Origin of the sequence: Pseudomonas fluorescens (assembly GCF_902497995.1) — a bacterium.
Lineage (GTDB): Bacteria > Pseudomonadota > Gammaproteobacteria > Pseudomonadales > Pseudomonadaceae > Aquipseudomonas > Aquipseudomonas fluorescens_BK.
In genome coordinates this window covers 42,332-67,880 of record NZ_CABVII010000001.1, presented here as the reverse complement: position 1 = coordinate 67,880, position 25,549 = coordinate 42,332, and the positions used below count along the sequence as shown (strand labels likewise).

27 protein-coding genes are annotated in these 25,549 nt (G+C 57.5%); 12 read left to right on the top strand and 15 right to left on the bottom strand.

Annotation, left to right across the window (positions count from 1 at the left end; genetic code table 11):
- The first annotated feature begins 17 nt into the window (after positions 1-17).
- From F8N80_RS00355 to F8N80_RS00345, 3 genes are all read left to right on the top strand, one after another.
- Positions 18-1,265 carry a M24 family metallopeptidase gene (locus F8N80_RS00355; RefSeq protein WP_150782931.1) on the top strand — a complete coding sequence of 416 codons (1,248 nt, stop codon included), beginning with the start codon at positions 18-20 and terminating at the stop codon, positions 1,263-1,265.
- Between the two features lie 229 nt (positions 1,266-1,494).
- Complete coding sequence (locus F8N80_RS00350; RefSeq protein ID WP_150782930.1) at positions 1,495-3,051, top strand: BCCT family transporter; 1,557 nt, start codon at positions 1,495-1,497, stop codon at positions 3,049-3,051.
- A 90-nt stretch (positions 3,052-3,141) separates the two neighbouring features.
- The gene (locus tag F8N80_RS00345; RefSeq protein WP_150782929.1) at positions 3,142-3,705 is read left to right on the top strand and encodes a hypothetical protein; all 564 of its coding nucleotides are present in this window, start codon (positions 3,142-3,144) and stop codon (positions 3,703-3,705) included.
- 39 nt (positions 3,706-3,744) lie between these two features.
- Here the strand turns inward: F8N80_RS00345 and F8N80_RS00340 are convergent, their stop codons facing one another.
- Positions 3,745-4,164, bottom strand: coding sequence for a LysR substrate-binding domain-containing protein (locus tag F8N80_RS00340; protein ID WP_263596940.1), 420 nt, complete (start codon positions 4,162-4,164; stop codon positions 3,745-3,747).
- Positions 4,070-4,375, bottom strand: coding sequence for a LysR substrate-binding domain-containing protein (locus F8N80_RS31880; RefSeq protein WP_263596939.1), 306 nt, complete (start codon positions 4,373-4,375; stop codon positions 4,070-4,072). Before F8N80_RS31880 ends, F8N80_RS00340 begins: the two co-directional genes overlap by 95 nt.
- A gap of 281 nt (positions 4,376-4,656) precedes the next feature.
- Between F8N80_RS31880 and F8N80_RS00335 the strand changes: the two genes are divergently transcribed.
- Entirely contained in the window at positions 4,657-5,562 is a 906-nt protein-coding gene (locus F8N80_RS00335; RefSeq protein WP_150783112.1) for a LysR family transcriptional regulator, read from the top strand.
- Positions 5,563-5,569: 7 nt separating this feature from the next.
- Here the strand turns inward: F8N80_RS00335 and F8N80_RS00330 are convergent, their stop codons facing one another.
- From F8N80_RS00330 to F8N80_RS00285, 12 genes are all read right to left on the bottom strand, one after another.
- Positions 5,570-5,992, bottom strand: a complete 423-nt coding sequence (locus F8N80_RS00330) for a VOC family protein (RefSeq protein WP_150782928.1) — start codon at positions 5,990-5,992, stop codon at positions 5,570-5,572.
- A 67-nt stretch (positions 5,993-6,059) separates the two neighbouring features.
- Positions 6,060-6,779 carry a hypothetical protein gene (locus tag F8N80_RS00325; RefSeq protein WP_150782927.1) on the bottom strand — a complete coding sequence of 240 codons (720 nt, stop codon included), beginning with the start codon at positions 6,777-6,779 and terminating at the stop codon, positions 6,060-6,062.
- A 188-nt stretch (positions 6,780-6,967) separates the two neighbouring features.
- The gene (locus F8N80_RS00320; RefSeq protein ID WP_046810135.1) at positions 6,968-7,498 is read right to left on the bottom strand and encodes a DMT family transporter; all 531 of its coding nucleotides are present in this window, start codon (positions 7,496-7,498) and stop codon (positions 6,968-6,970) included.
- Between the two features lie 170 nt (positions 7,499-7,668).
- The gene (tnpC, locus tag F8N80_RS00315) at positions 7,669-9,204 is read right to left on the bottom strand and encodes an IS66 family transposase (protein ID WP_150782926.1); all 1,536 of its coding nucleotides are present in this window, start codon (positions 9,202-9,204) and stop codon (positions 7,669-7,671) included.
- 61 nt (positions 9,205-9,265) lie between these two features.
- Positions 9,266-9,601, bottom strand: coding sequence for an IS66 family insertion sequence element accessory protein TnpB (gene tnpB, locus F8N80_RS00310; RefSeq protein WP_150782925.1), 336 nt, complete (start codon positions 9,599-9,601; stop codon positions 9,266-9,268).
- Positions 9,598-9,915 (bottom strand): IS66-like element accessory protein TnpA, encoded by a 318-nt coding sequence (tnpA, locus tag F8N80_RS00305; RefSeq protein ID WP_150782924.1) that lies wholly within the window; start codon positions 9,913-9,915, stop codon positions 9,598-9,600. Before tnpA ends, tnpB begins: the two co-directional genes overlap by 4 nt.
- A gap of 59 nt (positions 9,916-9,974) precedes the next feature.
- Positions 9,975-10,328 carry a hypothetical protein gene (locus F8N80_RS31955; protein WP_224790613.1) on the bottom strand — a complete coding sequence of 118 codons (354 nt, stop codon included), beginning with the start codon at positions 10,326-10,328 and terminating at the stop codon, positions 9,975-9,977.
- Positions 10,329-10,373: 45 nt separating this feature from the next.
- A complete protein-coding gene (locus tag F8N80_RS31950; RefSeq protein ID WP_224790612.1) occupies positions 10,374-10,892 on the bottom strand; it encodes a tyrosine-type recombinase/integrase in 519 nt (172 codons plus the stop codon).
- A gap of 35 nt (positions 10,893-10,927) precedes the next feature.
- Complete coding sequence (locus tag F8N80_RS31945; protein ID WP_224790611.1) at positions 10,928-11,161, bottom strand: hypothetical protein; 234 nt, start codon at positions 11,159-11,161, stop codon at positions 10,928-10,930.
- A 427-nt stretch (positions 11,162-11,588) separates the two neighbouring features.
- Positions 11,589-12,572 (bottom strand): acrylyl-CoA reductase (NADPH), encoded by a 984-nt coding sequence (gene acuI / locus F8N80_RS00295; RefSeq protein ID WP_150782923.1) that lies wholly within the window; start codon positions 12,570-12,572, stop codon positions 11,589-11,591.
- 47 nt (positions 12,573-12,619) lie between these two features.
- On the bottom strand, positions 12,620-13,246 hold the full coding sequence (gene acuR, locus F8N80_RS00290; RefSeq protein WP_128871409.1) for an acrylate utilization transcriptional regulator AcuR: 627 nt from the start codon (positions 13,244-13,246) through the stop codon (positions 12,620-12,622).
- Between the two features lie 64 nt (positions 13,247-13,310).
- Positions 13,311-14,261, bottom strand: a complete 951-nt coding sequence (locus tag F8N80_RS00285; protein WP_150782922.1) for a LysR family transcriptional regulator — start codon at positions 14,259-14,261, stop codon at positions 13,311-13,313.
- A 132-nt stretch (positions 14,262-14,393) separates the two neighbouring features.
- On the opposite strand from F8N80_RS00285, the gene F8N80_RS00280 reads away from it, so the two are divergent.
- Positions 14,394-15,632, top strand: coding sequence for a CaiB/BaiF CoA transferase family protein (locus F8N80_RS00280; RefSeq protein WP_150782921.1), 1,239 nt, complete (start codon positions 14,394-14,396; stop codon positions 15,630-15,632).
- A gap of 85 nt (positions 15,633-15,717) precedes the next feature.
- A complete protein-coding gene (locus tag F8N80_RS00275) occupies positions 15,718-17,052 on the top strand; it encodes an MFS transporter (protein WP_150782920.1) in 1,335 nt (444 codons plus the stop codon).
- An 85-nt stretch (positions 17,053-17,137) separates the two neighbouring features.
- On the opposite strand, the gene F8N80_RS00270 is transcribed toward F8N80_RS00275, so the two are convergent.
- Complete coding sequence (locus F8N80_RS00270) at positions 17,138-18,025, bottom strand: IclR family transcriptional regulator (protein WP_224790610.1); 888 nt, start codon at positions 18,023-18,025, stop codon at positions 17,138-17,140.
- Positions 18,026-18,178: 153 nt separating this feature from the next.
- On the opposite strand from F8N80_RS00270, the gene F8N80_RS00265 reads away from it, so the two are divergent.
- The 6 genes from F8N80_RS00265 (at position 18,179) to F8N80_RS00240 (ending at position 25,296) form a co-directional block, all read left to right on the top strand.
- Complete coding sequence (locus F8N80_RS00265; RefSeq protein ID WP_150782919.1) at positions 18,179-19,333, top strand: acyl-CoA dehydrogenase family protein; 1,155 nt, start codon at positions 18,179-18,181, stop codon at positions 19,331-19,333.
- A 40-nt stretch (positions 19,334-19,373) separates the two neighbouring features.
- Positions 19,374-21,551, top strand: a complete 2,178-nt coding sequence (locus tag F8N80_RS00260; RefSeq protein ID WP_191632831.1) for an acetate--CoA ligase family protein — start codon at positions 19,374-19,376, stop codon at positions 21,549-21,551.
- 86 nt (positions 21,552-21,637) lie between these two features.
- Positions 21,638-22,969 (top strand): MFS transporter, encoded by a 1,332-nt coding sequence (locus F8N80_RS00255; protein WP_150782917.1) that lies wholly within the window; start codon positions 21,638-21,640, stop codon positions 22,967-22,969.
- Between the two features lie 85 nt (positions 22,970-23,054).
- Positions 23,055-23,414 (top strand): YidH family protein, encoded by a 360-nt coding sequence (locus F8N80_RS00250; protein ID WP_150782916.1) that lies wholly within the window; start codon positions 23,055-23,057, stop codon positions 23,412-23,414.
- A complete protein-coding gene (locus F8N80_RS00245) occupies positions 23,411-23,746 on the top strand; it encodes a DUF202 domain-containing protein (RefSeq protein ID WP_150782915.1) in 336 nt (111 codons plus the stop codon). Before F8N80_RS00250 ends, F8N80_RS00245 begins: the two co-directional genes overlap by 4 nt.
- A 224-nt stretch (positions 23,747-23,970) precedes the next feature.
- Positions 23,971-25,296, top strand: coding sequence for an OprD family porin (locus F8N80_RS00240; RefSeq protein WP_150782914.1), 1,326 nt, complete (start codon positions 23,971-23,973; stop codon positions 25,294-25,296).
- Positions 25,297-25,549 lie beyond the last annotated feature (253 nt).

The following is a 25,549-nucleotide window of genomic DNA, read 5'->3' as shown; positions in this document are numbered from 1 at the left end:
TTAACGGAATCGAAAGCATGTTCGAAAATAAGAATAAGTACCGTACGGGCGATGACTCCACGCAACCCTTGCACAACCCGGTCACGCTGGAAACGCTGCAATCGGCGCGTACCTACCGCCTGCAGCGGGTGCGCGATCAGTTACTGGCGCGCGATTGTGCCGCCATCCTGCTCTATGATCCGGTCAATATCCGCTATGCCACTGACACGTCGAACATGCAGGTGTGGACCTTGCATAACTTCGCTCGTTACGCGTTGGTGTTTGCCAATGGGCCCGTGATCCTGTGGGAGTTCCACAATTGCGAACACCTGCATAAGGGCATCAGTCTGATCGATGAAGTGCGCGAAGCGGTCAGTTGGAGTTATTTCGGTGCCGGTTCGCGCATATCCGAGAAGGCTGCCATTTGGGCCCGTGAAATTGTCGAGGTGGTGGGTGAGCACGCTGGTGCCAACGCGCGCCTGGCCGTGGACAAGGCAGACTTCGAAGGGCTTGAGCTACTCCAAGCTGAGGGGTTGAGCCTGGTCGAGGGGCACAGTCTGATGGAGGAGGCGCGCAAGATCAAATCAGCCGCCGAACTGGAGCTGATGCGCTGGACCATCGAGGTGTGCGAGAAAGGCATTCAGCGCATGCATGATGAGCAGCGTCCAGGCATGACCGAGAACCAACTGTGGGCCTGGCTTCACTACGAGAATATCCGCCACGGTGGAGAGTGGATCGAAACCCGCCTGCTCGCTTCCGGACCTAGAACTAACCCGTGGATGCAGGAGTCAAGCGATCGGGTGATGCAGGAAGGTGAAATCATTTCCTTCGACACGGATCTGATCGGCCCCTATGGCTATTGCGCGGATATCTCGCGAGCTTGGACCGTCGGTCACGTTGCCCCTACGGCCGAGCAGCGCAAGCTGTATACGCTGGCCTATGAACAGATTCAGCACAACATGGCGCTCTTGCGCCCTGGCCTGAGCCATCACGAGTTCGTTCAGCGATCCTGGGACATTCCACAGCCCTATCAGCACAACCGTTACTGCTGTGTAGTGCACGGTGTTGGTTTGGCGGATGAATATCCGGCGCTGACGCATAAAGGCATTGATTGGGAAAACAGTGGTTATGACGGTATTTTCGAAGAGAATATGGTGATTTGCGTGGAAAGTTACATGGGCGAGCGAGGAGGGAGGGAAGGTATAAAACTTGAACAGCAAGTTTTAATTACCCAAAACGGCTGCGAGGTGCTTTCACATTATCCGTGGCAGGAGGACTGGTTGTAAGTCATTCCTCGCTGGTGGTTGCAGTGATGCGCACAGCCCGATCTGGAACATGAGTACTCATGAGAAATAGTCATTAGTGGCGCAGATAAAATGATTTGTCGTACACCGCTTCCTGTTTGAACATCAATTCCAATGTGTTGCCGTGCGTTCTGGTCTGGATAACGTTACGCCTAATTGGCGGTTATTCGATATTGGCTGTAAATACAAAAATAATAGAGAGGCCCTTAGCATGAAAGAGTTAGTCGTCGATGAAGGATCCTATTCTCGAGCGTTCAATACCCGAATATTAGGATTGAATATTCATCGGGTTATTTTTCCTGTTTCATTCTTGATTGTATTGGCGCTGGTTTTAGTGGCATTGCATGACCCGATAACCTTCAGCCAGTCCCTGGAGGGGGCCAAAGGCTGGATCCTGAAGAACTGCGACTGGTTCATAATGATCATGGGCAATCTGGCCGTGCTGTTTTGCGCCGGGGTGGCCATTTCACCTTTTGGTAAAATTCGCTTGGGTGGCAAGGAGGCTACGCCGGAGTTCAGCACACTGTCCTGGTTTTCGATGCTGTTTGCCGCCGGGATGGGTGTTGGCCTGCTGTATTGGGGCGTGGCTGAGCCGGTAGCACAATACACCGCTTGGTGGAAAACGCCACTCAATGTCCTCGCGAACACCCCGCAGGCCGAGCATGCAGCAATGGGTGCGACGATCTTTCACTGGGGCTTTCATCCTTGGGCCATCTACCTGACCAGTGCATTGGTGGTTGGCTTTTTTGCCTTTAACAAAGGCCTCCCATTTGCCCTTAGTTCGGGGCTGCAGCCATTGATTGGTAAAGCACATCGAGGGCTGCCAGGGCAGTTGGTGGACGTTTTTACTGTGGTGCTTACTGTGTTCGGCTTGGCCACCTCTCTAGGCCTCGGCGCCATGCAGTCGACTGCCGGTATCTCACAAGTACTGGGCATTCCCAACTCCTTTGGATTGCAGTTGTTGTTCATCTTGGTCGTGACTGGCCTCGCCGGATTTTCCCTATGGCGCGGCATGGATGCTGGAGTCAAGTTGCTAAGCAACATCAATATGTTGCTGGCGTTGGGCTTATTCATACTGGTCGTGATCGGTATTGGGGTGTCTACCTTTTTTTCCGGTGTGCTGAGCACGACCGTTGATTATGTCGAGTTCTTCCTGCCGCTGAGTAACTGGGTCAATCGTCCAGACCAGGATTGGTTCCATGGATGGACGGTGTTCTATTGGGCGTGGTGGTGCACATGGGGCCCATTGGTCGGTGTATTCGTTGCGCGTGTTTCCCGAGGCCGTACGCTCCGTCAGATGGTCGGTGTGGTGATGTTGGTGCCAACCCTGGTGGCTATCGCCTGGTTCACAGCGTTCGGAGCGGGCGCCATCGATCAAGTCATCTCGGGGAGTGGATCCCTCGCGGCCGGTCTAACCGACGTCAATATGGCGATCTTTCAGTTCCTCCAAATGCTTCCGATGCCGTTCATTAGCTCAGGACTGGTGGTCATTCTGCTGGTCATCTTTATGGTGACCTCCATGGACTCTGGCGCCTTGGTAGTCGACAACCTGGCCGCTGGCGGTGACCCGGACACTTCGCCAGTACAGCGGGTGCTTTGGTTAGTGATGATTGCATTAGTCACCATCACGCTGTTCGTAATCGGTGGCGACACCGCGCTGAAAGGCATCCAGGCCGGTGCAGTGGCCATGGGGTTACCGTTCATGGTGCTGATGCTGTTGCTAATGATCGGTTTTGTTAAAGCGCTGGCCAAGGAGCCTCGTGACTAAGGTTGTTTCAAGGAGAGCGGGCCTACCTCTTCGGGGGCAGTCCGCTGGCCAATGTGTGGAAGGCAAACCGGCCAAAGGGGGAAGTTGAAGATGGAATCGCAACAAGACGACATACAGATTTTGGTCGGTGAACTAAGGAACGTTGTGCGCGAGGCGGCGAATGAGGCCGAACTGCTTTTGCTCGTCGGACCTTTGGTTCAACGAATGGTGCAAAAGCGTAGTTGGCTAGGTGCCGATATGTATAAGGCCGACCCGGAGATGGGGTATGGCACGACGCTGTTACACGTAGAGCCCGACCAGTCATTATTCATGGTGGTCGATAGCTGGCTACCCGGACGTGGCGTACCGCCCCATGACCACGATACCTGGGCGGTTGTGGTGGGTGTCGATGGCACCGAACGTAACCTGTTTTGGCAGCGTCTGGACGATGCGCAACGTCCTGGATACGCCGAGCTGCAGCTAATGGGTGAGCAATGCATCACAGTTAGAGAGGCGCTACTGTTACCAAGCGGCAGTATCCACAGTGTGATCAATGAAACTGAGCACACCAGCCTTTCGTTTCATGTGTATGGCCGGCATTTGAATTACACCGAGCGACGTCAGTTCGACCCGGAAAACAATCTTGAGCGGCCGTTCAAAATATCCCCGCGCTGATGCAGTTTTGTCTCGAGCGTTGCGCCGCTCAGTTGAAGGTCACCTTACGTGTAACAACCCCCCTGACATGTTGAAGGAAGCTCTCGTGAAACTTCGAGTTTTTTTCTGCTGCGGTACTAGCATACTGAAGTCCATTTCGATGATCGGTTCGAAGGGGCGAAAAATGAATTTTTCTCCACTGTATTCAAGTGCGCTGATGGGATCGATCAAGGCGACTCCCGCCCCCAGTCCAACGAACTTACACATTGGCATCGAGAGCTGGGTTTCAAGGTTCATCCTGCGCTCCACCCCATACGCGGAAAAGATGGAGTCGATGTGTTGACGCGAGGCGACTGCGTGCGGATAGGAAATGAAGCACTCCCCCTCAAGGTCCTGCGGGACGATCACCGCCTTGTCGCGTAGTCGGTGATCGAAGGGCAGGGCGCATCGCAGAGATTGACTGAATAATCTTCTCGCCACGTGGGCTGGGATAAGCGTTGGGTTGAGCAATAAACCCGACATCGCATCGTTCGTCCACAATTGCGTCCACCACTTCTCTGGAAGATTGAACTACCAGGGTTATTTGTGCGTGCTCATGCATTTCGAGAAACGCACTGATGACACGCGGCAAAAACGACAATCCCAGTGCCGGAGCGCAGGCTATCTGAAGTGAGCCGCGCTTGAGATCAATGATTTCACGCGCCGTGCGGGCGATACGCTCGACTCCGCAAGTAGACGAAGCCTAAGCCTGCCTTGACTCATCTCACAATGATTGAATCTGTTGCGCATGATCTGTAACGGTCCGGCGAAGGCACCTACCACCTTTTCGCCGAATCGTTATCAGGTTCAGAAATATCAGTCATCCCCAATTGGCAATTGTCACGTTCCCCAAAGTGTCGGTTGAGCTGAGCTGTCACCAACCAAGACGGTTTGATACGCTCTCCTGACAAACCATGCAGATCCGAGCCAATGCTGGAAGAGCTACGAAGAATCGACCTGAATCTATTGCTGACCCTCCACGCATTGCTTTTGGAGCGGCACGTAACCCGAGCATCGGTTCGTCTTCATAAAAGTCAGCCAGCGGTCAGTCATGCCCTCGCTCAGCTTCGAGCGCATTTTGACGATCAGTTGCTTATCCGCCGCGACGGGAAAATGGTGCTCACCGCCAGAGCGCAAGGCTTGCTTGCACCGCTTGAGCAGGCACTCAGACACCTCAACGACTTATTAGGGGCTTCTGACTTCGATCCCGGTAAATCTCAAGCACGTTTCCGGTTATCACTGTCGGACTATGCTACTCGCCGAATACTGCCAAGACTGGTGCGTCACGTTCGCAGCGTCGCACCCGGAGTGGATCTTGCTGTGAGTCAAGCGAGCCGTGAAAGCATGATGGCCCAGCTTGCGGACGGTGAACTGGATGTAGCGCTGGGCATTTTTCCGGAATATCCAGAGGGCATCCATGTACAGGGACTATTCCCAGAGCACTTCGTTAGCCTTGCCGACGAAAAGGCCCTGCCGGAGTGTGGCCGCCTGACGTTGGAAGAATGGCTGGAACGTCCACATGTGATGCTCGCGTTGCGGCCCGACGCCAATGACGAGATTGAAAGAGTGCTGGCAAGCATGGGACTGCGCCGAAGAATCGCTGTGGCGTTACCTCATTGGAGTGCGGCAATCGAGCTGATTGCCGGTACGGATCTTATTCTCACCGTTGCCAGCTGGGCGGCTAGTGGGCTGGACAATTATCCGACACTTCGAACATTCGATGCCCCCCTGGATCTACCCGTTCTATCGTATCAGCAAGCTTGGCATACCCGTAAAGACGCGGATCCTGCCAATAGGTGGATCCGCCAAGCGATCTTGGATTGCAGCAAGGACACGTGATTTTGAGTCACATGGTTTCCGCTTGCGCTGGGCCTTTCAGTTCGACTTGATTACCGTCTGGATCGAAGCAGTAAATCGATGGGCCAACGCCTTCTGCTCCATACCGGGTCACTGCCTTGTCAGCGGCGATGCCATGGTTTTGAAGGTGGGCGAGGATCGCCGTCTCATCGAACGGTTCGACACGAAGGCAAAAGTGATCGACATTGCGTCGCTCTTTCCCTGGTGCCCCGCCGCCCATGGCACCTAGAGGGCCATCGATATCTACCAGATCTATCATTGAGCTTCCTGCTGCAAGGTGGATCATCGCGTATTGATCGTTGCGTTTCTTGACCAAGCACCCGAGAACCTCAATGTAAAACTCCAGACTTCTTTCCATGTCCTTAACGCGCAGGACAACGTGATCGATGTGCTGAACTTTGAAAATAGACATTCGGTTGTCTCCTGAGGCAGAGAACGACCCTTCGCACCGAAAAGCGCGAAGGGTCGCTGAGGACGACTTAGTTGATTTTGTCAAACAAGGTCGGCATGTCGCCGGAGAAGTCCACCCAAGGGTTGGTATTCAACAGTTGCGGATTCGGCGCAGTCGGCTCGTCGTAGTGCATGTCGAACTCTTCAGGGCCATGGGCATACGCCACGACCAATCCCTGTTTGGCATCCATGTACCCAGCGTGGATACCCATGCCTGGGTAGCTCAAGCGGATCGCGGTTTCTTCAGTAGCTGGGCCAACAGTGAGTCGTACCACCACAGCGTCTGGGAGAACAAACATCCAGGTGAAGGGGCCACCCGATACGACGGTCATCACTTCATCGATGCCTACACCGTTGCGCGCCATGTTGACGTGGAAGCGGCCAAAGGTTTCCAGAACGGTTGCGCGGTAATCGTCCGGAATCGCCAGCATGTCGTAGACCTTGGGATAGGGGGAAACTCCAGGCTGACGGGTTGAAAGAAGGCCGCCACGTGGCGTCTCGGGCACACGGCCAGCCAGTTCGATCTGCTCAAGCAACTCTGCCCGGTTCAGGCTGAAGAGCTTGATCAGTTCTTCTTGCTCGGCCTCGGTGACAGTGCGAGATTGCGATGCTTTCAGAATGGGTTTGGCTGCGTCCGGAATGCTCACGGTGCTTGCACGAACACCTACGCTTCGCAGTACGGCGTTCACGTCTTCAAGGCCAACAGCGTTCGGACGGCCATCACTGAATTGCAGTTTAACGATATTCATAAATTCACCTCAATCAGTTAACGAAAATAGAGTGCTGAACGACCGCTCATATGCACCTCTTGCCACACGAGAACAACTTCTCGGCTTTTCGCACGCAAGCCGCATGCGCTGGTACGACTAAGTGCGTCGACCGGAATAAAAAGGGCTGGCGCTTGGGAGCAAAAAACAGCCAAAAGGGAGGATTTGGTTTACTTCAGGCTCACGTTCGCGGTGGCGGCTTGAACCACGTTGTCGGAGCTAGCAGGAGCTTTGTTTGAGCCGGCTTGAACCACTATTAGCCCGAAGAGGATGATCAGCACCCCTGCAATCCGAACCAAATTGATTGGCTTCGCAGTTAGGCCCAAGAGGCCAAAGTGGTCGATAAGCATTGCGGCTATGACCTGACCCACCATCACGAACAGGATGTAGTTCGAAGCCCCAAGTTTTGGCGGCAGGAAGGTGGCCATCGCCACATAAATGGCACCACTGAACCCGCCGATCCAAAGCCACCATGGCCCCTGTAAGGCCCCCGCAATGTTGGGCTGCGGTAGACGAAGGACGACGATGGTTGCGATCAATACAGCAGAGCTGACGATCAACGAGGTGAGAGCAGCCCACAGTGGATGTCCAAGCTCACGGCCAAGGGCGCCATTGCTGGAAGCTTGAAGAGGAATCAAGGCACCGGCTAAAAGAGCCAGTCCCATTGGAACACTTGCGAGAATCGATATTTTCCCAAACATGACCGTAACCTCTGGTGTTTCGGTGTCGATGGGGAAATATTGAAGCATCCGGTATATGAATTGAAATCACATATGTGCACATGCTGAATTCGTCAGGCGAATAACAGCCCCTTTGATTGAAAGTCTGATACCAGACTCTTGTCGGTGAGTGGATGCAGCAAAGCTGCGCGTTAGGTAGGCAACCAGTTATGCGGTAGCAGCATCCTGATGCCACTGGCCCTCTGGGTGGGCAGTCGAATCAAAACGTCCTTCAGATAAGCGTACGGATCATGCCCGTTCATGCGAGCGGACTGGATCAAACTCATGATCGCCGCCGCCCGTTTGCCGCTGCGTAGTGAGCCAGCAAACAACCAGTTCGAGCGCCCAAGTGCCCATGGTCGGATTTGGTTCTCAACTTGATTGTTGTCGATGGGCACAGCCCCATCGCCGAGGTAGCGCGTCAACGCTACCCAGCGTTTAAGGCTGTAATCCAGGGCTTTGGCAGTTGCCGATCCTTGAGGTACCCGATCTCGCTGGGCCAACATCCAGCCATGCAGTATTTTCGCCAGCGGCGCCGCTTTTTCTTGCCGTATCCGCCAGCGATCCTCAACGCTCATGTCCCGCGCTTGGCGTTCAACTTCATACAAGCCGCCAATCGACTGCAGAGCCTGTTCGGCTAACTGGCTTTTATTCGCTATGTGGAGATCAAAAAACTTACGGCGGGCATGAGCCATGCAACCGATTTCGGTCATGCCTCTCTCGAAACCCGCCTTGTAACCCGCAAAGTCGTCGCACACCAACTTGCCGCTCCAAGCGCCGAGGAAGTTGCGCGCATGCTCGCCCGCCCGACTTGGGCTGAAGTCGTAAACAACGGCTTTGAGTGCCGAGAACGGTGTGGTGCTGTAGGCCCAAACATACGCTCGGTGAGTTTTCTTTTTGCCTGGCGCAAGCATTTGAACCGGTGTCTCATCGGCGTGAACTACGCCCTCGGCCAGCACCGCTTCGCGCAGGGCATCGACTAGGGGCTGAAGATGTACGCCGGTTTGACCAACCCACTGTGCCAATGTCGAGCGGGCGATCATCAGCCCTGCTCGGCCAAAGATTTTCTCCTGCCGGTACAGCGGCAAGTGGTCGGCAAACTTTGCCACCATTACATGCGCTAGCAGGCCTGCGGTCGGGATGCCCTTATCGATTACTTGGGCCGGTACTGCCGCCTGGATCAGCGTTTCGCACTGGCGGCAGGCCCATTTCCCACGCACATGCTGTTCAACCGTAAACACACCGGGTGTGTAATCAAGTTTCTCGCTGACGTCTTCGCCGATGCGTTGAAGCTGGCAGCCGCAGGCGCACTGGGTATTTTCTGGCTCGTGACGGATCACGGTGCGAGGGAACTGAGGTGGCAGCGGCGCACGTTTCGGTTTCTGGCGTGGCTCGGCAGGTTCAGGTGGCGGATTGACCGCCTTCAGCTCGGCTTCGATGGCTGCGATGTCGGTGTCGAGTAGGTCGTCGAGCAAGCTGCCTTGATCAGGATTTAGCTGTTCGCTGCGCTTGGCAAACTTGTGTCGCTTGAGGATGGCGATCTCATGAGCGAGTTGCTCGTTGACTGTTTCCAAGCGATGGATTTTCTGACCCATGGAATCGACCTGGGACAGCAGCTCCATGGCCTGCTCAGCCAAGGCGCGCAGCTGTTCTGGTGGGATTTGGTCGAGATTGGGCAAGGAAGTCATGCCGCTGATTGTTCCAGAGCAGGCCGTCAGCGGCGATAAACCGATAGGCTAATAGCCGATGCTAAAGCACTGTGATCGAGCCGCCCAAACCGACCCGCTGCCAAGGTAACCCCAGCACCAAGGCCTGAAGTTGCTCGTTATCAAGTTCAACTTCCAATCCACGGTGAATGCCGGGCCAGTGAAACTTGCCTTGGTTAAGGCGTCGCGCTGCCAGCCAGATACCAACGCCATCGTGTACTAGAACCTTCATCCGGTTGGCGCGGCGATTGGCAAAGAGATAAGCACAGTGCGGTTTCGCCGCACCGAATACCGCGATCACTCTAGCCAAAGCCGTCTCGGTACCTGCGCGCATATCCATCGGTTCGGTGGCGAGCCAGATGGCGTCAATGCGGATCACTGGGCAAGCTCACGGATCAAACGGGCGCATCCGACAGGGTCTGAGGAAGGCCAGTGCACAGTTAGTTTTTTCTGCCCGAAAGGGATTTCGATACTTATTGGCATCAGCTGAGCACACCAAGTCGGGGGCTCCAGTGGAACAAACGCAGGCCACGTCGGCGCCTGACGATCTCCATAAGCGGGTATCCATTTTCGAACCAGATTGGCATTGATGCCATGACGCAACGCGACGCTGGCAATGGACACGCCTGGTTGCAGGCATTCTTGGACGACTTGGGCTTTAAATGGTTTGGGATAAGAAGTTCTTTGGCGCATGGCAATCCTGACGATAAGGGCAATGGTGTCCACGTATTTTTAGGTGGACACCATCGCCCTTATGGCCGGGATCGAGAAGGTGACTTTGCCGGACGCTTACCATGATCTATCAGTTTCGTATTTGTGAGCGACTCCAAGCGCTCGCCAAGTAATTTCCACGCCGCGGCCATTTCGGCAGCGTAACTGTGACGCTGATAAATTCGTTTCATTTTGTTGTCTTCGGTGTGATTGAGGCAGCGCTCAGCTACTTCAGGCAAAACCCCGAGCGCAGTCATCAGTGTTGCCCCTGTGCGGCGAAGGTCGTGCGGTGTCCATTTCCCGTCTGAAAGCAGCAGGGCCTGAGCTTTGGCGCTGCGTCGGCTCATTGTTCCTTGTTCGGGCTGACGTTGACGGTCACCTAATTGTTTGGTCACGGTTTTGGAGCAGACCGGACCGTTGCTATCTGTGTTCGGGTAGCACTAGGTCGATTTGCCATTGATCTGCTGGACTCGCTTGAATTGTGTCATGGCGAACCCCGATAGACTGACCACGTGCGGTTTGCCGTTCTTGCTATTTTCGCTAGGAATTAACCAGGTTTTTTGCTCAAAATCGATATGCTCCCATCTGCTGTTCAGCAGCTCACCAATACGACAGTAACTAGAGAGTGCAATCCAGATTGCCGCTTCGGTAGTGACCAGTAGACCCGCTTTCGGAGCTTTTTGGGCGAGCAAACGTATCTCATCGTCGCTTAAGACCCGATCACGCTCTACATCTTTGCCACCAATTTTGGCTTTACGAATCCCTACACTGGGATCGTGTTCGATGAGGTCCCTGTCTACTGCGAATCGGAACATTTGACGCACAAGAGAGAAGGCTATTTTTGCGGCACGATTAACACCACGAGAAAGCATTGCATCAGTTACTTGTGTGATGTGTCCCTTCTTTACGTCCGCTACAGCGACGCTGCCGAGGAAAGGTAGTACGTCTTTTTCGAACATTCGGCGCACCTCTGCGCCTACGTCCTTGCGGTTGATTAGGTCGACTTTGCCCAGTGTTCAAACAGTTCAGTCACACTCTTTCGTGCAGTATAGAGGGCAAGCTCAGTTGCGGCATTCGCTTTCTCGGCGTCTAGCTGAGCCAGCTTGGCTTCTCGGGTTGCAACGCGTGCGGCTTCTTCGGATTCAAGGTGTTCACGAATATTTTTGATGCCTGTTTTGTGTAGGCTGGCTAACTCCATCGCTCGTTGTCGTGCGTCCGACACCGTCATGGTCGCGGCATCGTCCCCAGGTCCATCTGAACTGCGGCGAGGAAGGGTAGGTAACTCTGGGTTCACGCCTGCAGTGCTTTGGAGAGTGGTTTTTCAGTTTCCCCTACGAGTGGCAACCGGCTGAGTCTCACCTGGTAGGTGACAGGTGGGTCGCGATATCAGGTATTGAATCGCTGTGTTGCGATATTCTGCACCAGACAGTCGCCTCGAGTGCGTGGTACAGCGCCACCCCGGCCAGCAGGCTGCTCCAGGCATTCACAAAAGCGCCACTCAATAAAGTGGCGCTTTTGTTGTGCGTCCAGCATCGGCGCGAACAGGGTTGAACGCTCGGATGCGCGATGTTCGCAACCACTGCAGCCCTGAAAAAGGCCGGCGGTGGCGTCATTGTGTCTGAGCACGTATTCACTGCCAGTTGATCGGCGTTTCCTTAGTTATCCAGAGCAACCACTAGACGCCCACGTACCTGGCCCGCCAAGAGTTGTTGCGCCATCGGGATAATGTCTTTGAGCGCGACAGTCCGGGTGATCTGCTCAAGCAGCTTGCGGTCCAGATCGCGATCCAGCCGATTCCAGGCGTCGATCCGGTCCTGTCGAGGGCGCATCACGCTATCGATCCCGGCCAGGGTGATCCCGCGCAGAATGAACGGTGCCACGCTGGCAGGGAAGTCCATCCCCTGGGCCAGTCCGCACGCGGCCACCACACCACCGTAACGGGTCGCGGCACAGGCATTGGCCAGGGTGTGGCTGCCCACGGAGTCGATCACGCCCGCCCAACGTTCCTTGACCATGGGCTTGCCCGGCTCGCTCAAGCTGGCGCGGTCGATGATGTCGCTGGCGCCCAGCGCCTTGAGGTAGTCCGATTCCTGTGGTCGGCCGGTGGACGCGACGACCTGATAACCCAGGCCGCTCAACAGTGCGATGGCGAAACTGCCGACCCCGCCATTGGCGCCGGTCACCAGGATCTCGCCGCTTTCGGGCGTGACGCCGTGGCGTTCCAGGGCCATCACGCAGAGCATGGCGGTGTAGCCGGCGGTACCGATGGCCATGGCCTGTGCCGCAGTGAATCCGGCGGGGAGGGGGATCAGCCAGTCGCCTTTGAGTCGTGCCTTTTGCGCCAGGCCACCCCAATGGTTTTCACCCACGCCCCAGCCATTGAGCAGGACCTGGTCGCCGGCTTTGTAGGCCGGGTTGTCGCTGTGCTCGACGGTGCCCGCCAGGTCGATGCCCGGGACCATCGGAAACTTGCGCACTACCGGGCCTTTGCCGGTGATGGCCAAGGCATCCTTGTAGTTCAGCGTGCTGTAGTGCACGCGCACCGTGACGTCACCCTCGGGCAACTGAGTCTCTTGCAGGCTCTGCAGGGTGGCGCGATAGCCCGTGTCGTCTTTCTCAATCAGAACTGCGTCAAACATCGCTCTTCTCCTTTTAGACTGATCGTCTATAAACAGTGCAAAAAAAGTCAGGCTTTGAGTCCTGACAAGAAACCGCGCAGGAAAATATCCAACGGATGCGTGTTGCCAGTCAGCCGCGCACGCAGTACCGCACCCTCCCAACCGATCCAGAAAAACGCCGCCTGGTCCTCGCAATCCACCGCCGGGTTCAGTTCACCGCAGGCCTTGGCCGTTTGCAGGCAACTGCTCAAGCGCGCTTGCCAGGAATTGATCACGGCGTCCAGGCGTTGTTTGAAGCTGGCCGGCAGCAAGGTCACTTCCTGGCCCAGGTTGCCCACCAGGCAGCCACGCTTGAATTCATACTTGGTCATGCCGCGTTTGGCGTCTTCGACGAAGGCGGTTATGCGTTGCAGCGGCGGCAGGTCTTCGTTGAGGAAATGCCGATCGAGGCGCCGTGCGAAATAGTCGGCGTAGTTGTCCAGCACGGCATGCCCGAAGGCCTCCTTGCTTTCGAAATAATAGTAGAACGAGCCTTTGGGCACGCCGACCTGGGTCAACAGCAAATCGATGCCGGTACTCATGAAGCCCTGTTCGGTCAGCAGCGCGGTACCGCTGCGAATCAACGCATTGCGGGTGTCGGGATTGGTGCGGGGGCTTTTCGGCGGACGCCCGCGGCGTTTAGGCAAGTCGGTCATGGCATGAATATAGACCGATCGTTTATTAATGCAAGCTGAAAAAATGATCCACGTCTGATGAAGGTCAAATGTGTCCAGCCAGACGTCCGGAAGCAATGAGCGTGGCGACTAACCGGCGAACCACTTTGGCGACCTCGGCACTGGCACGGCTTCGCGGCCGTTGGGTCGAAGAGGCAAGGAAGACTTGCCGGGTAATGGTCGGTTCGACGATGCGCGATGCTTGCAGTACCCCCGCATCCAGTTCCTGAGCGACGGCGTGCAAGGGGAGAATGCTGTAGCGCTTGCCGGAGCTGACGAGGTCCTTGATGGTTTGGATGGAATCGAGCTCATAGGAAACGTGCAGGCCGATATCGTGGTCGCTACAGGCCCGTTCGATCGAAAGCCTCCAGCGGTTCGGCAACGCCGGCAAAATCATCGGCAGGGACGAGATGCCGCTCAGTTTGAACTCGGGGCTGCTCACGACCGGATCATCTGTTCGGCCGATGAGATACAGGTCGGCAGTCATCAATAACTCGTCGATGTCCGACGGCGCACGGCGATGGCCGTAAAGCACGCCCAGGTCGGCACGCCCGGTCGCCAGCCACTCTTCGACGTGATCGGTCAAACCTTCCATCACGTGCATTTCAATCCCGGGAAAACGGTCGCTGATTTCAATCAGCAGCGGCGTCAGGAGCAGGCTGCTTAACGACCTAAGCATCGCCAGCCGGACCTGGCCTTGAGGGGCTCCCTGGGCGGCCATGATGTCGTCGGTCAATTGTTGCGACTGCAAAATGAGCGCATGGGCACGCGGGATTATTTGCTGGGCGAAATCGGTAGGAATGACACCCCGTCCGGTGCGATGAAACAGCGCCTGACCGAATTGTTGCTCGAGTTCGCGGACGTGACGGCTCAATGCCGATTGCGCCACGTCAAGCACGATGGCGGCTTTGGTAAAGCTTCCAAGCTCCGCAACATGCAGAAAGTATTGAAGTTTCACCAGATCGAGCAGGGCCGTCTGAGGGTTCTGATATCTCATCTTGATATACCTGATAGCGCAGCTAGCCACTACTATAGCGTCAGCCTCAAGAATACGCTCCTGGTCAAGTGAGCTGGATTAGCAAGGGTTTTGACTGCTTCCAGTGACTCACTCGTCAAGGGAGGTTTAACGATGCGTGCACCAGAAAGCAGAACAGGCGACGAGAAAAACATCCCGTCCGGGCCGCTGGTCGGGGTCAAGGTGCTGGATCTTTCAACGGTGGTGGCAGCGCCCTTTGCGGCCGCACTATTGGGCGACTTCGGGGCTGAAGTCATCAAGGTGGAAATTCCAGGGCCCGGGGATCATCTGCGTTATCTCCCCCCGCACAAGGACGGTGTATCGCTGTGGTCCAAGGTGGCAAACCGCAACAAGAAAGGCATAACGCTGGACTTGCGCACGGCTGAAGGCAAGGTGCTGGTAGAACGTCTCATCGCGGAGCAGGACGTGCTGGTCGAAAACTTCCGCCCCGGCACGCTTGAACGATGGGGCTTGAGCTTCGAGCGTCTCATGGAAATCAACCCGCACTTGATCATTTTGCGGGTCACCGGCTTCGGTCAGACCGGCCCTTATTGCAACCGTACCGGGTTCGCCCGGATATTCGAAGCCATGTCCGGCTTTGCCTATATCTGCGGTTCGCCAGAGGGCGCACCGTCATTTTCCGGTTACCCCATATCGGATGCGCTCGCCGGGGTATTTGGTGCCTTTTCCATCTGTGCGGCCCTGACGTGTCGCAACGCGACCCCAGGTCGGCCAGGGCAGGAAATCGATCTGTCGGCCACCGAAGCGATGCTGCGTTCGCTGGACTTCCTGGCGATCGAATACGACCAGTTGGGCGTGGTGCGCGAGCGCACCGGCAACCTCAATGCCTATTCCGCTCCGAGCGATGTCTACCCGACCCGCGACGGACAATGGATCGCCCTGGCCGTCAGTGCGCCACCGGTATTTGCGCGATTCGCCCATGCATTGGAGCGGCCGGATCTGCTGACAGACCCGCGGTTCAGCACCAATGTCGCCCGCTTGAGTCACCGCGCTGAAATCGAATCCATCGTTCGCGCCTGGTTTATCGAACGCACCGAGGCGCAAGTCAGCAGCGTCTTGAGTGAGCACGGGGTGAGTTTCAATCGGGTCAATTCGATTCGCGATGTATTCGAAGACGAACACTTCAAGGCCAGGGACGCCATTGTCTCGGTCGCTGATGGCGACTTCGGTTCGGTTCGCATGCAGAACGTCGTGCCGCGTTTCTCCGCCACACCGGGCGGCGTCTGGCGCACAGGGCCAGGGCAGGGTGAGCACAACCAGGAGATCTTCGGCTCGAAAATGGGACTGTCGAACGAGGAGATTGCCGAGCTGCAGGAGAAAAAAATCATCTAGACACGAACAAGCCAATCCCGTCCTGCCTGATCAGTGCGAGTCACTAGCGTTGATACAAAAATAACAATAAGGATAAGGAAAAGACATGAAAGTAACCTATGACGTACCTGCCGCCATCGGTGATGCAGAGTCGGCGACTCAGCGGGTTTATCGAAAGATAATCTGGCGGGTCGTTCCGTTCATTTTCGTTTGCTACATCGTCAATCAACTGGATCGACTGAACATCAGTTTTGCCAAGCTGCGCTTCATGCATGACATCGGTTTGAGCGACATGGCCTACGGTTTTGGCGCAGGTCTGTTCTTCATCGGCTATGTGATATTCGAGGTGCCGAGCAACCTGTACCTGCAACGTGTCGGTGGTCGAGCGACGTTCATTCGAATCCTTCTGCTATGGGGGAGCGTGTCAGCGGCGATGGCTTTCGTACGGACCCCCGGCGAGTTGTACCTGGCTCGCTTCGTTCTGGGGGCGGCCGAGGCCGGTTTTGTTCCAGGCGTGATTCTCTATTTGACCTATTGGTTTCCGTCAGCCTACCGGGCGCGGATCATGTCCATGTTCTTCATGGCGATCACCTTCGCGGGCATGTTGGGTGGGCCATTGTCGGGTTGGATTCTCAATAGTTTTACCGATGTCGGGGGTTTGAAGGATTGGCAGTGGCTGTTCATCATCGAAGGGCTGCCAGCGGTCCTGCTCGGCTGCATCGCCTATTTTTGCCTCGCTGATCGTCCGGATGACGCAAAGTGGCTCACGGATAACGAAAAGCAGATCGTGCGCGATGACTTGCTCGCTGACACCAAGGCCCGACCTGTCGCTGCAGAGCACGCACTGATGGGGGCGGTACGCAATCCCAAGGTGTACATCGCCGGGCTGGTCTATTTTTCGATTATTGCCGGCAATAACGCGATGCAGATATGGATGCCGACCGTGATCAAAGACTTTGGCGTCGACAATATGCTCACGATCGGGATGGTGTCGAGTTTGCCGTATGTGGTGGGTGCAATCGCCATGTACCTGATGTCACGGCACTCGGACCGGCGCATGGAGCGCAGGTGGCATGTAGCAATAGCGTTGCTGGTAGCGGCCGCCAGCTACGCATTGCTCGGAAACTTCAGCACATCGCCGGTCGTGGCCATCGGTTTGCTTGCCGTGTCGGCAGCGGGCGTGTTGAGCGCCATGAGTATCTTCTGGACGATCCCGCCGGCTTATCTCACCGGCGCGGCGGCGGCAGGCGGAATCGCCCTGGTGAGTAGCATCGGGATGATGGGCGGTTTTGTCAGCCCGATCCTGATGGGCTGGGCAAAGACGGCGACGGGAAGCTTGCAGGCGGGCTTCTGGGCAATGGCTGCGATATTGGCGCTAGGGGCGCTGACATTACTGCTGGGTATTCCAAAGTCCACGCTGGCCAGTCGGGATAAACCATAAATCCAGGGCCGCGATTTGCCAGAAACCCCAGGCGGCATGCCGTGAGCCTGGGGTTCTCCGTGGAGGGCCGGTCCTGCCTCAGCGACTAATAAATGCCCATCATCCCTTCAATGCTCCGCACCATGGACACCAGGCGCGGGCCGATGTCGTTTTTCAGCTGTCCTTCGTTCAGCATAAAGGCCGGAACGCCGCAGTTGAAGACCAGAATTTCACCATCGGCCATGGCCCGCATCGGGACGGCGACGGCATGTATTTCACGCCGCAGATCGCCGTATGACACGCAAAAACCACAGTCATGAAACTCCTGGATACTCTCTTCGATACGGGTATGGAAAGTAGTCCAGTCGTCGGGCGTCCTGACTTTGATTTCGTTGAGCAGCGCTGTGCGCTCTTCACGGGAAGAGGCGGCGATGATGGCGCGCCCCATCGCCGTGCGGGCCACCGGATAACTCAGGCCGACGTCCGGCGGATGGCTCATCGGTCCGGCACTGCGGCTGCTTTCCAGGTACACCACGCTGAGCCGGTCACGCATGCCCAGCGACACCGAGCCGCGAATATGGTCCGCCAGTTCCTTCATGAAGGGCCTGGCGATCTGGCGGATATTGAGGCTGGCGAGCAGCGGGTAGCCCAGGGACAGCACGGCCGGGCCCAACTGATATTTGTTGTTCAGGCGGTTGATGCGCAGATAGCCCAGTCGAACCAGGGTGTAGGTGAAACGCGAGATCGTCGCTTTCGGCATCCCGGTCCGTGCGACTAGCTCCGCGTTGCCCAGTTGGGTCACGCGGGCGGTGAAGCAATGCAGGATTTCAAGGCCACGGGCGAGTGTCGCGGCGAACTGCCGATCATCGGCGAACTCATCCGACAGGTAATGCCTGGCCGGAGAGTGCCAATCCTGCGGTGCGAGATGACTGCCGGGCTCTCCCGGGCGCAACGCCGCCCGGCTCGAGGGTTTGGGCTTTTCATTCTGGTCCATGGCTTAGCTCCAACGATTCAACAATCTAAGCAGATACTGTCATTGCTGTTCCAACTATTCAAACTGTGTTCCGCAGAGCCGAACAATGCTTGTGTGGTCGCTGTATTCGTTGCCATATGTTTATCAACAAATATAAAAAAGCAGGAGATAAAAATGGTACGCGATCAGCAATCGTTCGACATTTTTTTGAGTGACGTTCGCCGCTTCGTGCGCGATCAGGCGATTCCGCGAGAAGCGGAGATCGAACGGCTCGACGAAGTCCCCGCCGATCTGGTGCAGGCCATGCGCGAGAACGGTTTTTTTGGCTGGAGCATCCCCCAGGCGTATGGCGGTGCAGGCTTGACCACCGAAGAACTGGTGCTCGGCGCACTCGAGCTGTCCCAAAGTTCGGTGGCGGTGCGTGCCCGTGTCGGCACCAATACCGGTATCGGCTCCGAAGGGATAGTCGTCGACGGCACTGAAGAGCAGAAGCTGCGTTATTTGCCACGCCTGGCCAGCGGTGAATGGACCGGTTGCCTGGCGGTCACGGAACCCGAGGCCGGTTCCGAAGCGACCAACGTGCAAACCAGCGCCAGGCGCGAGGGTGATGACTACATCCTCAATGGCCAGAAGTGCTATATCACCAACGGCCCGATCGCCGATGTGTTCACGGTCACTGCCCGTACCGAGCCGGGCAGTAAGGGCGCCAAAGGCGTGTCGGCGTTTATCGTCGAACGTGGCATGCCCGGGCTGTCCACCGGCGAGCCCTACCGCAAGATGGGGCAGGCCGGTTCGCCCGTCGGCGAGGTGTACTTCAATGAGTGCCGGGTGCCGGCAGCCAATCTGATCGGCGGCGTTGAAGGCAACGGCTTCAAGACCGTGATGAAAACCCTCAACAAACAACGCATCCATCTGGCGGCCCTGTCCACGGGACCGGCCATGCGGATGCTGGAGATGGCCATCGAGCACACGACGCAACGTGTGCAGTTTGGCCAGCCGGTCGCGAACTTCCAGTTGGTCCAGGCCATGATCGCCGACTGCCGGACCGAGATCTTCGCCGCCCGTTCCATGATCCTCGAGACCGCCCGCAAGCGCGATCGCGGCGAGGATGTGGTGCTTGAAGCCTCGATGTGCAAGTACTTCGCCACCGAGATGTGTGGGCGAGTCGCCGATCGCTGCGTGCAGATGTTCGGCGGGGCAGGATACGTCGCCGACTATGCGTCCATTGAGCGCTGGTATCGGGATGTCCGACTGTTTCGCCTCTACGAGGGGACCAGTCAGATCCATCAGCTCAACATCGCCAAGCACGTACTTGCCGCCCATCGCTAAGGCGAGCGCTGGCCATTCTCCTTTGTTGCAGGAAGTCGTCATGTCTACTTTCGATTTGTTCTTCAAGCCGCGTTCCATCGCCGTGATCGGCGCTTCGCAGGATCTCGCCTCCATCAGCGGGCAACCCATCGCCCACCTCAAGGCCAAGGGCTTTTGCGGCCGGATTCTGCCGGTCAACCCGCGCTACGATGAGGTTGCCGGTTATACCTGCTACCCCGATGTGGCATCGCTCCCGGTCGCCCCCGACGTCGCCGTGATTGCGGTCGGCGCCAAACGTGTGCCCGATGCGCTCACCGAACTGGGCAAGAAAGGCTGCCGATTCGCGGTCATTCTGTCTTCAGGCTTTGCCGAGGCCGGCGAAGAAGGCGCCGAGGCGCAACGCCATATCACGGCCATTGCCCGTTCGTTCGGCATGCACGTGATCGGTCCGAACTGCCAGGGTTACATGAACATCAGTGAGGGTATCCATGTCGGCTTCGGTGCACCCTATGGGCTGACTTACCCTAAAGGCCATCTGAGCCTCACCTCGCAGAGCGGTGCCTTCGGCAACTCGATCGTGATGCTGGCCAGCCAGGAAGGCATCGGCTTCAGGCACTACGTCTCCACCGGCAACGAATCGGTGACCACCTCGCTGGACTTCATGGACGCCATGATCGACGATCCCGAAACCCGGGTGATCGCCGGTTACGTGGAGGGCTTCCAGGATGCTCACCGATTGCTGTCGATCGGTCGTCGCGCACTGGCCGCAGGCAAGCCGATGCTGGTCTGGAAGGTCGGCACTTCGGAAGCGGGAGCCAGGGCTGCCGCATCGCATACCGCCAATCTGGGCGGGTCCATGGCGCTGTATCGCGCCGCGTTCGGGCAAAGCGGGATCATCGAAGTCAATGATGTGGGCGATCTGGCCGACTGCGCCAAGGCGCTGCTGCCCGGACGTTTGCCCAAGGGCAATCGCCTGGCCATCGTCACGATCTCCGGCGGTGCCGGTATCGCCATGGCGGACGGTGCAGCCATCGGGGGCCTGGAGCTGCCTGAACTCGCCCCGCAAACCGTGAGCGCGCTCAAGGAAGTCCTGCCGTCGTTTGCGGCAGTTGCCAATCCGCTGGATGTGACGGCGAGTCTGCTCAACGATGCCAGCCTGCTTCGGGTGACCCTGGAAAAACTGGCCGATGATCCGAACGTCGACATGATCGGGCTCGCCCTGGCGGCGGCCAGCGGCAAGTTGGCGACCGAGCTGGCCAACGAAATCGTGCGCATCTCCGAGGAGCGAGGTATTGCGGTGCTCGTCGCCTGGAACGCCGATCCCGCCAGCGTCCAGGAGGCGTATGACATTCTCGATGCCGCGGGCATCCCGCGCTATCAGTCGCCGGTTCGTTGTGCCCGTGGGGCCAGTGCGTTGTGGGCCTTCGCCGAGGCGCGCGGCCGTGTGGCGCAGGTATTGAGCGAGGAGCCGCTGGTGCTGGCGCGTCCCTTGATGCGCCAGTTGATGCAGGGTCGCCGCACCGACCTGACCGAGTTCGAGGCCAAGAAGGTGCTGGATGCCTACGGCATCGGCGTGACTCAAGAGGCGCTGGCGACCGACGCCGGGGCGGCGTCGCGCATCGCTTGCGCCATGCACCTGCCGGTGGTCATGAAGATCCAGTCGGCTGACATTCCTCATAAAACCGAAGCCGGCGGCGTGCGCGTCGGCGTGCAAGGTGCCGTCGCCGTCGAGGCAGCGTTCGATGAAATCATCGGCAACGCGCGGGCCTATGCTCCGGATGCGGTGCTGGACGGCGTGCTGGTGCAGGAAATGGTCAGCGGCGCAACCGAACTGATCCTCGGCATCAACAACGATCCCTTGTTCGGCCCGGCGGTCATGGTGGGTTTTGGCGGCATCTTTGCCGAGGTGATGAAGGACGTCAGCTTCCGTCTGGCACCGATCACCCGGTCCGAAGCGCAGGCGATGGTGCGCGAGTTGCGTTCGTTCCCGATGCTGGATGGCGCTCGCGGGCGTCCCAAGGCCGATTTGAACGCCGTGATCGATACCTTGATGCGCTTGTCGGCGATGGCGATAGACCTGCGAGAGGTCGTGCAGGAATTCGATATCAATCCGTTGTTCGTGTTGAAAGCTGGAGAGGGAGTGAGAGCAGGGGATGCGCTCGCGAAGCCGTTTTCGAATGGCAGTGAGGTGGCGATCGAGCGTCACCTGACGCGCGAGGATGCCCTCGTCAATCCATGACGGTGGGCCTGCCTGGAATTCTGGCGATCAAGCGCTTTTGATCGCTCCTTTGCATCGACTCCACACTTGCAGTCATCGAGGGTCACATGAATATCACTCAAGAGCATCCTGGTCTTGTAGAGCAGTACTCATCCGACGAGGTTGAGCGGACATACCGAAAGCTGACGCTTCGGCTCATGCCGTTTCTGATCATCTGCTACATCGTTTCCTATCTTGACCGTGCCAATATCAGTTTCGCCAAACTCCAGTTCATGAACGACCTGGGATTTTCCGAGGCGGCCTATGGCTTGGGCGCGGGGCTCTTCTTCATTGGTTATGTGTTGTTTGAAGTCCCGAGCAACCTCTGGATGCAACGGATCGGCGTACGCCGCACATTGTTGCGCATCATGATCCTCTGGGGCTTGATCTCCAGCGCCATGATGTTCGTCAACACGCCGATGCAATTCTATGTCATGCGATTTTTCCTGGGGGCCGCTGAAGCGGGCTTTTTTCCGGGGGTCATCTTGTATCTGACCTATTGGTTTCCGGCCACGCGCCGAGGGCGTGTGACCGGCTTCTTTATGATGGGGGCCGCCACCGCGGGCATCATTGGCGGACCAGTGTCGACCTGGATCATGGTGCATCTGGCCGGCCTGCATGGCCTGCACGGCTGGCAATGGCTGTTCTTGCTCGAAGGCATGCCCGCCGTCCTGCTGGGGGTTGCTGCGTTCTATTTCCTGTGTGACCAGCCCCGCGATGCGACCTGGCTCAGCGAGCGTGAAAAGGCGATCGTGCTGGGCGACCTAGCAGCCGAGGAAACGGATGGACCCAAGGGCAAAGGCCACGGCCTGCGCGAAGCGTTGCGCAATCCAAAACTCTACGTCGGGATGGTCGGTTACTTCTGCGTACTGGTGTCGTTCAACGCCATAGGTTTCTGGGCGCCAACCATCATCAGGGATGTCGGCGTGAAGGATCTGGTCGAGGTCGGGTTACTGTCCAGCGTGGTGTTTTTGGCCGGCGCGGCCGGTACCTATATCGTGGGATACAGTTCTGATATCAGGATGGAGCGGCGCTGGCACCTTGTCGCCTGCGGCGCCGTCATCGCCCTGTGTTTTGCACTCTTGCCACTGGTCGCTCACAGCGTACCGTTTGCCATTACGCTGCTTTCAATTGCAGCCGCGGCATCGTACGGCGGTTTTGTGGTGTTCTGGACCATTCCGGCCTCTTTCCTGACCGGTAATACCAAAGCCAGCGGCATCGCCTTGATTACCAGTCTGGGAGGCATCGGGGCCTTTGTGAGCCCGACCCTGGTTGGCTGGATGAAGTCCAGTACGGGCAGCATTTACGCAGGGCTAGGGATCCTGGGGGCAATCACCTTGATCGGTGCTCTGGTCATCTTGATTGCGATTCCGGCACGCAAGGTACCGGTTGGGGAGTAAGCCTGGAGCCAAGTTGCCGTGATCGCTGGAATCGGCTTTCTGCGATCACGGCCCCCTACCCAGAACGATTAAACAGGAGCATTCGATGCGTGTACCACGATGGCGTCAACAAGGTGAGGAGCCGGATTACCGGTTTTCGCTGGCCAACGAACGGACCTTTCTGGCATGGATTCGCACGGCCCTCGGGCTATTGGCCGGCGGCGTCATGCTCGACCAGTTCTCCACCAAGCTTGGCCCGCCGATCCTTGTCATGACCCTGGCCATTGTCTTCGGCACGCTGGCGGCCATGCTCTGCACAATGGCCTATGTGCGCTGGCGCGCCAACGAAATCGCAATGCGCCACTCACGCAAGTTGCCCGGCACGCTGGCCATCCCGCTGATCGCTACGGCCACGTTGGGCATCGCGGCGGCGATGGTGCTGTTGTTGGTGGTGCAACTCGCGTGATCCAGCATGACGTCGAAGGGGCAGGGCCACGAGATCCTGGCCTGCAAGCCGAACGCACGGCGCTGTCATGGAGCCGAACCGGATGGGCGGTCTTGGCCAATGCCTTGCTGGCACTGCGCTCGGGTTGGGCGAACCAGCAAGTCCCGATCACCCTCCTGGCATGCGCGTTGTTGGTCGCTTCGGGAGCAGTCGTCCTGTATGGCGCGCGGCGGCGTCGGCAGTTGTTGAGTGGTCAAGCGGTGATTGCGCCGTCTGCCTTTGCCATCGCCGCTATGACAGTCGTCACGCTGACAGCCTGTGTCACCGGAGTCGCCTCCATTGTGGCGCAGTAATGACCTGCAGCTGACAAAGTAAACAGAGCAACTAACCGTCGTAGGGATATGAGCTGAAAGCGCTGCTTTGCATGAGTGCCCAGCTTATTGCTTGGCGGATGTATGTGTAGGTGCGCAACAGTTTTACTGACAAGTGTGAGCGGGCAACCGTCCGCCGCACGGCTACAACACCCTTGAGCAAACAATAAAAAAGGGCGTGCAAGCGCCCATGGGGAACCTTTGCCATGAAAAAACCTTCAAGCCTGACATGCCTGGTCCTGGGCATCTTGAGCAGCGCCGTCGGTCAGGCAGCGCGAGCAGACTTTATCAGCGATAGTAAAGCCACCTTGGGCCTGCGCAATTTTTACTTCAACAACGATTACCGCGACCGGCCCGGCCCTGCCGGACAAAGCAAAACCGAGGAGTGGGCCCAAGGATTCATGCTCAATTACAGCTCCGGATTTACCGCCGGCACCCTGGGGTTCGGCGTAGATGCCTTGGGCTTGATGGGCGTGACCCTTGATAGTGGGGGTGGCAATCATCGTGGTAGCAGCATGATTCCGGATGACGGCACGGGTGCTACCGACCAGTGGAGCCGCCTGGGCCTGACCGGCAAGGTGCGCTTGGGCAAAACCGAGGCCCGTCTGGGGACACTGCAGCCGAAATTGCCGATCCTGGTGTCAAACGACGGTCGCCTGCTGCCGCAGACATTCCAGGGTGGACAAGTTACCAGCAACGACATCGACAACCTGACCTTGACCGCTGGCCGTCTGGATCAAGCCACCGGGCGCGCCTCAACGGATCGCACGGGCTTGGCGGTCAATGGCGGAACCCGCCAGAGCAATGATTTCGTGTTCGCCGGGGCAGACTACAAAGTGACCAAGAACCTGCTCGCCCAGTACTACGTGGCCAACCTCGAGGACTACTACACCCAGCAGTTCTTCGGTTTGCAGCATGTACTGGCCTTGGGCGCAGGCCAGTCGTTCAAGACCGACCTGCGCTACTTCGACACCGGTGCCAGTGGTGCTAATGGCAGCGCGAGCGGACGTGCCGAGGGTCACCGTGTGGGTGGCTATACCCGTCATGGTTCCGGCGAGATTGACAACCGTACCTGGAGCGCGATGTTCACCTATACCCTTGGTGGTCATGCGCTGACGGGCGGTTACCAAAGCGTTTCCGACGACAGCAATTTCGTTCAGCTCAACCAGGGCACCTTGCCGGATAAGGGGGCTGCTGGCAGCAGTGTCTACCTGTTTACCGACCGCATGCTGGCCAGCTTCACCCGCGTCGGCGAACGCACCTGGTTCGGTCAGTACGCTTATGACTTCGCCGCGCTGGGTGTGCCCGGCCTGCGAGCGTCGATGGTTTATCTCAAGGGGGACGGCATCCAAACAGTTGCCGGCGCTGAAAAACAGGAGTGGGAGCGCGACCTGGCGTTGGACTACGTTATCCAGAGTGGTGCGTTCAAGAATGTGGGCATTGGCTGGCGTCATGCTGCACTGCGCTCGCAGATCGATCCCGATCAAGACCAGACTCGCCTGATCGTCAGCTACACATTGGCACTGTTCTGACTTCCCGGCCTGCCACCCCGTGTAGGTGAGTAGGCCGTAGGTTCTGTACGAAGCACCGGCCTTTGATAGGGTGTTATTGACGCCGACGCCGAATCGACTCATGTGCGGACGCAAGACTGACCCACCTCCAATCGGCACAAATCCAGCACAGACAATAGTTCGCAAGAATTCAGGCTGCGTCAGTGGCATCTCGGCAACTGGGTCAAGTCGGCGTCGGGGCCAACACTTCGCTTAATATAAGCGGCATTGATGC